The sequence below is a fragment of the Rhodopseudomonas sp. WA056 genome, assembly GCF_010906995.1.
GTDB lineage: Bacteria > Pseudomonadota > Alphaproteobacteria > Rhizobiales > Xanthobacteraceae > Rhodopseudomonas > Rhodopseudomonas palustris_G.
Map to the genome: position 1 here is coordinate 1 of NZ_QPFS01000175.1, position 7,451 is coordinate 7,451.

A 7,451-nucleotide genomic window follows, 5' to 3' on the forward strand; every position below is an offset into this window, starting at 1 on the left:
CACATGCCCGATCACGCTCGCAAGCCCCGCCACATACCTCGCAAACCGTACTTCACTGCCGCCGTCGAAATCGAGACTCATTTGGCGCCTCCATCTGCCAAAATCTGAATCTCAATAGATACTTGAGCCCCGCCTCACAGGCCCGCGACCTTGTGACTCAGTACGACTAATCCGCCCTACGGGCTACGTATAATTGTCAGAGAGAGACATTACTCTTCGTATCGCATCCCGACCTCGCTCACCGATTCTCTTACGCGCTAAAACGGCGTCGCTGTACGTATTCATGCGCGCTTCAATTTCAACCAAACGCTGCCTGACGGAATTCACCTCATGGTCGGGTATTTCCTCTTTGAATCGCGCATAGTAATCCGGATATGTGGTGACAATCTCGATTGGTAGAACGAGATCTTCCTCTCGTCGTGAAATTACTCCAATTACCAAGTTGGCTGACTTTAGTAGGGCTAGTCCGTAGTCGCGCTGGTAGCCACCCAGGCGGCTTTCGATAAGAAATTTCGCTTCGTGAGTATCGATTTGGTATGGATCAAAATTTCTAAGTAGCCTCGAAAAGCTTCTTGCGGTTGCAGTATAGTTCTCGGACGCTAGATAATTTGGAATTGCCAGTTTCGCAATCGAGGCTTGAATCCAGAAAAGTGGATCGCTTTTTGCTATCTTGAGATTGTGTAACTGTTCAAAGAATCTGTCGACTAGCTCGTTCGCCAGAGATGACTTCATTGTTGCTTTGATGAAGCGGTATCTTAGGGCTTGACGTAAGATTGGTTTGTAATTCGCTTCTCGATTCGAAAACCGGTCCAATGCATGAACAAATTCAGAGATGAGTTCAAGAGTTCGTTCATCCTCTATGTGCTCTCTTAAGTAGTATTCGCCAAACACTGGAGATCGGAATTGCGCCTCCCCTCCTGGCGAGAACAATTCGGTATCAAGGGTTCGTCGATAAGAGACGATTTCTCTATAGTAATCGTAACCCATGATTGACCCCATTGTGAAGGCGTCAATCTCGGCGCCGCCTATCATTCTCGCGTATGCAGACAGTGCGATGAATTCCGAGAGTCTTGGTGGAAGAGCGTTTATCGCTTCGAAGTAATTGTCCAGTTTAGACCGGATTGCTGGACTCTCAAGTAGCGAAAGGAGGGTGCTTCTCATTTCGCGATGACAGTTGTACGAAAGGAAACGAATTTTCTCTTTGACGCTTGATGCTGCACGTTCGCGCCAATAGCCGAACTGCCCCAAATACTCTGCGGTCTGTTGAAGTTCGCCCTCATTCAAGACGTTTAGGTCGATTTCAAAATATCGACCAGAGTGACCTGCCCCTGAGTTTTTCCTCCAGTTGGGGTTAGAGTCCGGCCCTGACGAGGACGGACTGATGAAGCGAGCAAGGTTCACGGAAGAGCAGATCATCGCGGTGCTGAAGGAGCACGAGGCCGGCGCCAAGACGGCCGATCTGGCGCGCAAGCACGGCATCTCCGAAGCGACGCTGTACAATTGGAAGGCCAAATTCGGCGGGATGGATGCCTCGGAGGCCAAGCGGTTACGGCAGCTCGAGGACGAGAACGCCAAGCTGAAGAAGCTGTTGGCGGAGCAGATGCTGGATGCCGCGGCGTTGCGCGAGCTTCTGTCAAAAAAATGGTAGGGCCCGCCGCCAAGCGCGAAGCCGTCGTGCACCTGCAGACCGTGATGGATCTGTCGGAGCGTCGGGCCTGCCAGATCGTGGGAGCGGACCGCAAGATGGTCCGCTATCGGTCCCAGCGGCCGCCGGACACCGAGCTGCGTGCCCGGCTGCGCGACCTGGCGAACGAGCGGCGGCGGTTCGGCTACCGCCGGCTGTTCGTCCTGCTGCGGCGGGAGGGCGAGCCCTCGGGCATCAACCGGATCCACCGGCTCTATCGCGAAGAAGGGCTTTGCGTGCGCAAGCGGCGGGCCCGGCGCAAGGCCGCCGGCACACGGGCCCCCATTCTGGTCGAGGCCAGGCCGAATGCGCGCTGGTCGATCGATTTTGTCCACGACCAGTTCGCCAATGGCCGGCGCTTCCGCGTCCTCAACATCGTCGACGATGTGACCAAGAAGTGCCTCGGTGCGATCCCGGACACCTCGATCCCCGGTCGGCGGGTGGCCCGTGAGATGACCGCGATCGTCGAACGGCACGGCAAGCCCGGGATGATCGTTTCCGACAACGGCACCGAGTTCACCTGCAACGCCATGCTCGCCTGGTGCCGGGACAACAACATCGACTGGCACTTCATCGCGCCCGGCAAGCCCATGCAGAACGGATTCGTCGAGAGCTTCAACGGCCGCATGCGTGACGAGCTTCTCAACGAGACGCTGTTTTTCGACCTCGACGACGCCCGTACCAAGATCGCCGCCTGGATCATCGACTACAACGACGAGCGGCCACACTCGGCGCTCGGCTACCTCACCCCGGCGGCCTATGCCGCCACCTTCACCGCAACGGGCGATCGGCTCCGCAACCCCGACCAGCTTCGCCGATCGCCCGTTGCTCGACATACGCCGAACGGCGTAAAAACCGCCGAGGCTCTAACTGTAGCTGGATGAAAGTTCGGTGGCAGGTCAGTGATCCTGGACTTCAACGCATTGAAGGTGTCGATGCAAAAATTGTGAGAGTTGTCCCGGGTTGTCAGCGTTTTCCAAGTATGCGTCGATGGCAGTTACAAGGCTGAATCCCTCGCGATCATCTGCTGGAATGCGTGCCTCGTCGAGAAGGAGCTTAACAAGAGTGTCGGCTCCGGGAACTTGGACGGAGTAGCGGTTCTTTGCGCCGTAAGTGAACCCTGTTCCGAGAATTAGAATGGCGCGCCCGGTCGGAACATAGGTTCGCAGGCTATCTGCGATCGAGTTGTTGCCCATGATTTTCAGTTTCAGAGATTAGTTAACAATATTCCGATTGTCGGCTGAATATTGAGGTTCCGACTGACCGATCGGCGTTTGCGAGAGAAGATATTCGGAACTTTGTTTATGTGGGTCAATGGGTGATTCCATAGTAAAAGGGCTCCCCGTGTTGCGGGGAGCCCTTTGGGGGAAGAGTTAAGTTGGTCGGCTATGACGTTGTGGGTCCGCGGCGGCGGCAAGTGTTGTACTAAGAGTGCCGTTCACGAGCACCCCGTCGTGCTGCCGCAAGTATCACACTTCATACAAGTCCCGTTCCGCACCAGCGTGAAGTTGCCGCACTCCGAGCACATCTCGCCTTCGTAGCCCTTGGCTTTGGCTTCGGCGCGGCGTTCGGCTTTGGTCGGGGCGGGCTGGGTCGCGGCGGTGGTGGCTTTGCTCCACTGCAGCGCTTCCAGCTTTTCGGTCGGCGACAGCTCGGTCTGCACTTCCTGTTTCAAGGCGGTGGCGCCTTCGAGGGCGTCGCCGACGCGGGAGGAGGCCAGCGCGGTGACGGTCGGCGCGGCGCCCGACGGGGCGTTGCGCGGCGTCGCGTCGGCCGGGTGGGCGGGGGTGCTGCGCATCACCACCAGGTTGTCGGTGCGCGACCGGGTCAGGCCCTTCGACAGGTACTTGGTCGCCGCCGCGGGGCCCGAGACGCCGCCGCCGTCCGGCACCTTGCCTTCGTCGACGCCCTTGCCGATGGCGTCGAAGCCGGTCTCGGTCGGATCGACATGGGCGAGGTCGAACCGGCCCATGTAGCTCACCGCCAGCTCGCGGAACACGTAGTCGAGGATCGAGGTGGCGTACTTGATCGAGTCGTTGCCCTGGACGGGGCCGGCGGGCTCGAACCGGGTGAAGGTGAAGGCGTCGACATATTCTTCGAGCGGCACGCCGTACTGGAGACCCAGGGAGACGGCGATCGCAAAATTGTTGATGAAGGAGCGCAGCGCCGCGCCTTCCTTGTGCATGTCGATGAAGATCTCGCCGAGGCGGCCGTCATCGTATTCGCCGGTGCGCAAGTACACCTTGTGGCCGCCGACCACCGCCTTCTGGGTGTAGCCCTTGCGGCGATCCGGCATCTTCTCGCGCTCGCGCATCACCACAATGCGCTCGACCAGGCGCTCCACCACCTTCTCGGAGATGTGCGCGGCGCGGGCGGCCATCGGTTTGTCGAGGAAGGTGTCGATGTCCTCGTCCTCGTCGTCGTCGGCGATGAGCTGCGAGTTCAGCGGCTGCGACAGCTTGGAACCGTCGCGGTAGAGGGCATTGGCCTTCAGCGCCAGCTTCCACGACAGCATGTAGGCGGACTTGCAGTCCTCCACCGTGGCGTCGTTCGGCATGTTGATGGTCTTGGAGATCGCGCCGGAGATGAACGGCTGCGCCGCGGCCATCATCCGGATGTGGCTCTCGACCGACAGATAGCGCTTGCCGATCTTGCCGCACGGATTGGCGCAATCGAACACCGCGTAGTGCTCGGGCTTCAGATGCGGCGCACCTTCGACCGTCATCGCGCCGCAGATGTGGATGTTGGCGGCCTCGATCTCGCGCTTGGTGAAGCCGAGCGCGGTGAGCAGGTCGAAGTTCGGCTGGGCGATCTGCTCGGCTTCGATCTTGAGGACGTCTTTGAGGAAGTCCTCGCCGAAGGTCCATTTGTTGAAGGCGAACTTGATGTCGAAGGCGGTCGGCAGCGCCTTTTCGACCTTGGCGAGCGCTTCATCGGTGAAGCCCTTGGCCTTCAGCGTCGAGGCATTGATCGCCGGCGCGTTCGACAGCGAGCCGTGGCCGACGGCGTAGGCTTCGATCTCCTGGATCTGGTGCTCCGGATAGCCGAGCACGCGCAAGGCGGCCGGCACCGCGCGGTTGATGATCTTGAAGTAGCCGCCGCCGGCCAGCTTCTTAAACTTCACCAGCGCGAAGTCGGGCTCGATGCCGGTGGTGTCGCAGTCCATGACGAGACCGATGGTGCCGGTCGGCGCGATCACCGTGGTTTGCGCGTTGCGGTAGCCGTGCTGCTCGCCGAGTTCGAGCGCCTTGTCCCAGGCCGCCTTGGCGTGGTCGACGGCGTCCGGGATCGGGCAGCCGGCGTGGTCGAGCGGCACCGGGTTGACCGACAGCGCCTCATAGACCCGGGTCTCGCCATGCGCGGCGCGGCGGTGATTGCGGATCACGCGCAGCATATGGTCGGCGTTCTTCTTGTAGCCGGGGAAGGCGCCGAGCTTGGCGGCCATCTCGGCCGAGGTCGCATACGCAGTGCCGGTCATGATGGCGGAGAGGGCGCCGCACAGCGCGCGGCCTTCCTTGGAGTCGTACGACAGACCCATGGTCATCAGCAGGCCGCCGATATTGGCGAAGCCGAGGCCGAGGGTGCGGAATTCGTAAGACAGTTCGGCGATCTGCTTGGACGGGAACTGCGCCATCAGCACCGAGATTTCGAGCACCACGGTCCACAGCCGGCACAGATGCTCATAGGCGTCGAGGTCGAAGCGGTTGGCGCCGACGTCGTAGAACGCCAAGAGGTTCGCCGAAGCGAGGTTGCAGGCGGTATCGTCCAGGAACATGTATTCCGAGCACGGGTTCGACGCGCGGATGTCGCCGGACGCCTTGCAGGTGTGCCAGTCGTTCATCGTGGTGTTGAAGTGCAGGCCGGGATCGGCGCTGGCCCAGGCCGCGGTGCCGATCTTCTCCCACAGCTCGCGGGCCTTCAGCGTCTTCACCACCTTCTTGTTGGTGCGGGCGGTGAGGTGCCAGTCGCCGTCGGTTTCGACCGCGCGCAGGAAGTCGTCCCGGAGCGACACCGAGTTGTTGGAGTTCTGGCCGGCGACGGTGAGGTAGGCCTCGCTATCCCAATCGGTGTCGTAGATCGGGAAGTCGATCTCCTTGTAGCCCTGCTTGGCGAATTGGATGACGCGCTTGATCATCGCGTCGGTCACCAGCGCGCGGCGCGCCAGCTTGACCTCGCGGCGCAGCGCCGGGTTCTTCTCCGGATCGAAGCAGTCGTCGCCCGAGCCCTGGCAGTTGACGCAGGCCTTCAGGATCGCCTTGAGGTGCTTCTGGTTGACCTTGGAGCCGGTGACGAGAGCGGCGACCTTCTGCTCCTCCTTCACCTTCCAGTCGATATAGGCTTCGATGTCCGGGTGATCGACGTCGACCACCACCATCTTGGCGGCGCGGCGGGTGGTGCCGCCGCTCTTGATGGCGCCGGCGGCGCGGTCGCCGATCTTCAGGAAGCTCATCAGGCCGCTCGACTTGCCGCCGCCCGACAGCCGTTCGCCTTCACCGCGCAGCCGCGAGAAGTTGGAGCCGGTGCCGGAGCCGTATTTGAACAGCCGCGCCTCGCGGACCCACAGGTCCATGATGCCGCCGTCGTTGACGAGGTCGTCCTCGATGCCCTGGATGAAGCAGGCGTGCGGCTGCGGGTGCTCGTAGGCCGACTTCGACTTGGTCAGCTTGCCGGTCTTGTAGTCGACGTAATAGTGGCCCTGGCCGGGGCCGTCGACGCCGTAGGCCCAATGCAGGCCGGTGTTGAACCACTGCGGCGAGTTCGGCGCCACCATCTGCATCGCCAGCATGTAGCGCAACTCGTCGAAGAACGCGCGGGCGTCGTCCTCGCTGGAGAAGTAGCTGCCCTTCCAGCCCCAATAGGTCCAGCAGCCGGCGAGGCGGTCGAACACCTGCTTGGCGGAATGCTCGGAGGTGTAACGCTCGCTCTCGGGCAGGGCAGTGAGGGCGTCGGTGTCGGCGACCGAGCGCCACAGCCACGACGGCACGCTCTCTTCTTCGACCTTCTTCAGGCGCGCGGCGACGCCGGCTTTACGGAAATACTTCTGCGCCAGCACGTCGGAGGCGACCTGCGACCAGAATTCCGGCACCTCGACATTTTCGAGGCGGAACACCACCGACCCGTCCGGATTGCGGATCTCGCTGGTCGTCAGCCTGAACGCGATCGCCGCGTAGGGAGACTGGCCGTCCTTGGTGTAGCGCCGTTCGATCTTCATCTCGTGCCCCGTTCAAGTCGCCCGAACCCCCACCTTGGGTGGCCCGGGAAGTTGCTAGATGGACGAACCTTGTTCGCCCGGCGAGCCGTGGCCCGGCTCCATCTGTTTTCGCGGGCAGAGGCGACGGCCGCATTTTTGCGAGCCGGACCCTCCACCCATCATAACGCCCCATGTCGCTTTGCGAGCCGTTTTGCCGGCCCGTCGGAATGCGCCCCAACGGTCGATTTAGGAGCAGACGGTGCCTCGCCCCGCTGCCGCTGTGGCTGTCGGAGGTGGTCGGTCTGGACCCTTCTGGGAAACGTCCGGCGGGACAAAAGCACTCCCTCGCTGGACGGCCTGAAGCTAGGCCGACTCCGTCCGACCCGTCAAGCAATAGTGCGGGTTCCTGAATCAAATACTAAATGTGGTGGATTAGGGTGGAAAACAGGGGCCGCGGCTCGCCCTGACCCGGTCAAGTATCGGTGAGTCCTCAGAGATTCCAAAGTCGAAAAAGTCGGCGGCATGCTGCCGACTGCCCCTGGCCCTTATACACATCTGACGCTGCCGACGAAAGGC

The 7,451-nt window shown here is 61.2% G+C and carries 4 protein-coding genes; 1 reads left to right on the forward strand and 3 read right to left on the reverse strand.

The window, feature by feature from the left end:
• Window positions 1-183: 183 nt before the first annotated feature.
• Entirely contained in the window at window positions 184-1,401 is a 1,218-nt protein-coding gene (locus tag DU475_RS22330; RefSeq protein ID WP_164633354.1) for a hypothetical protein, read from the reverse strand.
• Between DU475_RS22330 and DU475_RS22335 the strand changes: the two genes are divergently transcribed.
• Window positions 1,382-2,568, forward strand: a protein-coding gene (locus DU475_RS22335; protein ID WP_164633355.1) for an IS3 family transposase whose coding sequence is annotated in 2 segments (ribosomal slippage) — window positions 1,382-1,634 and window positions 1,634-2,568 — 1,188 coding nt in all. Because the reading frame shifts where the segments join, the coding sequence is not laid out codon by codon here. The genes DU475_RS22330 and DU475_RS22335 overlap by 20 nt on opposite strands.
• A 15-nt stretch (window positions 2,569-2,583) precedes the next feature.
• Here the strand turns inward: DU475_RS22335 and DU475_RS24140 are convergent.
• Window positions 2,584-2,880, reverse strand: a complete 297-nt coding sequence (locus tag DU475_RS24140) for a hypothetical protein (protein ID WP_205524507.1) — start codon at window positions 2,878-2,880, stop codon at window positions 2,584-2,586.
• 242 nt (window positions 2,881-3,122) lie between these two features.
• On the reverse strand, window positions 3,123-6,896 hold the full coding sequence (locus tag DU475_RS22340; RefSeq protein WP_164633356.1) for a vitamin B12-dependent ribonucleotide reductase: 3,774 nt from the start codon (window positions 6,894-6,896) through the stop codon (window positions 3,123-3,125).
• Window positions 6,897-7,451 lie beyond the last annotated feature (555 nt).

What these genes read in the sequence shown, in the direction of transcription:
- DU475_RS24140 (WP_205524507.1), bottom strand. Translation starts at nt 2,880, where the DNA reads ATGGGCAACAACTCGATCGCAGATAGCCTGCGAACCTATGTTCCGACC.
- DU475_RS22340 (WP_164633356.1), bottom strand. Translation starts at nt 6,896, where the DNA reads ATGAAGATCGAACGGCGCTACACCAAGGACGGCCAGTCTCCCTACGCG.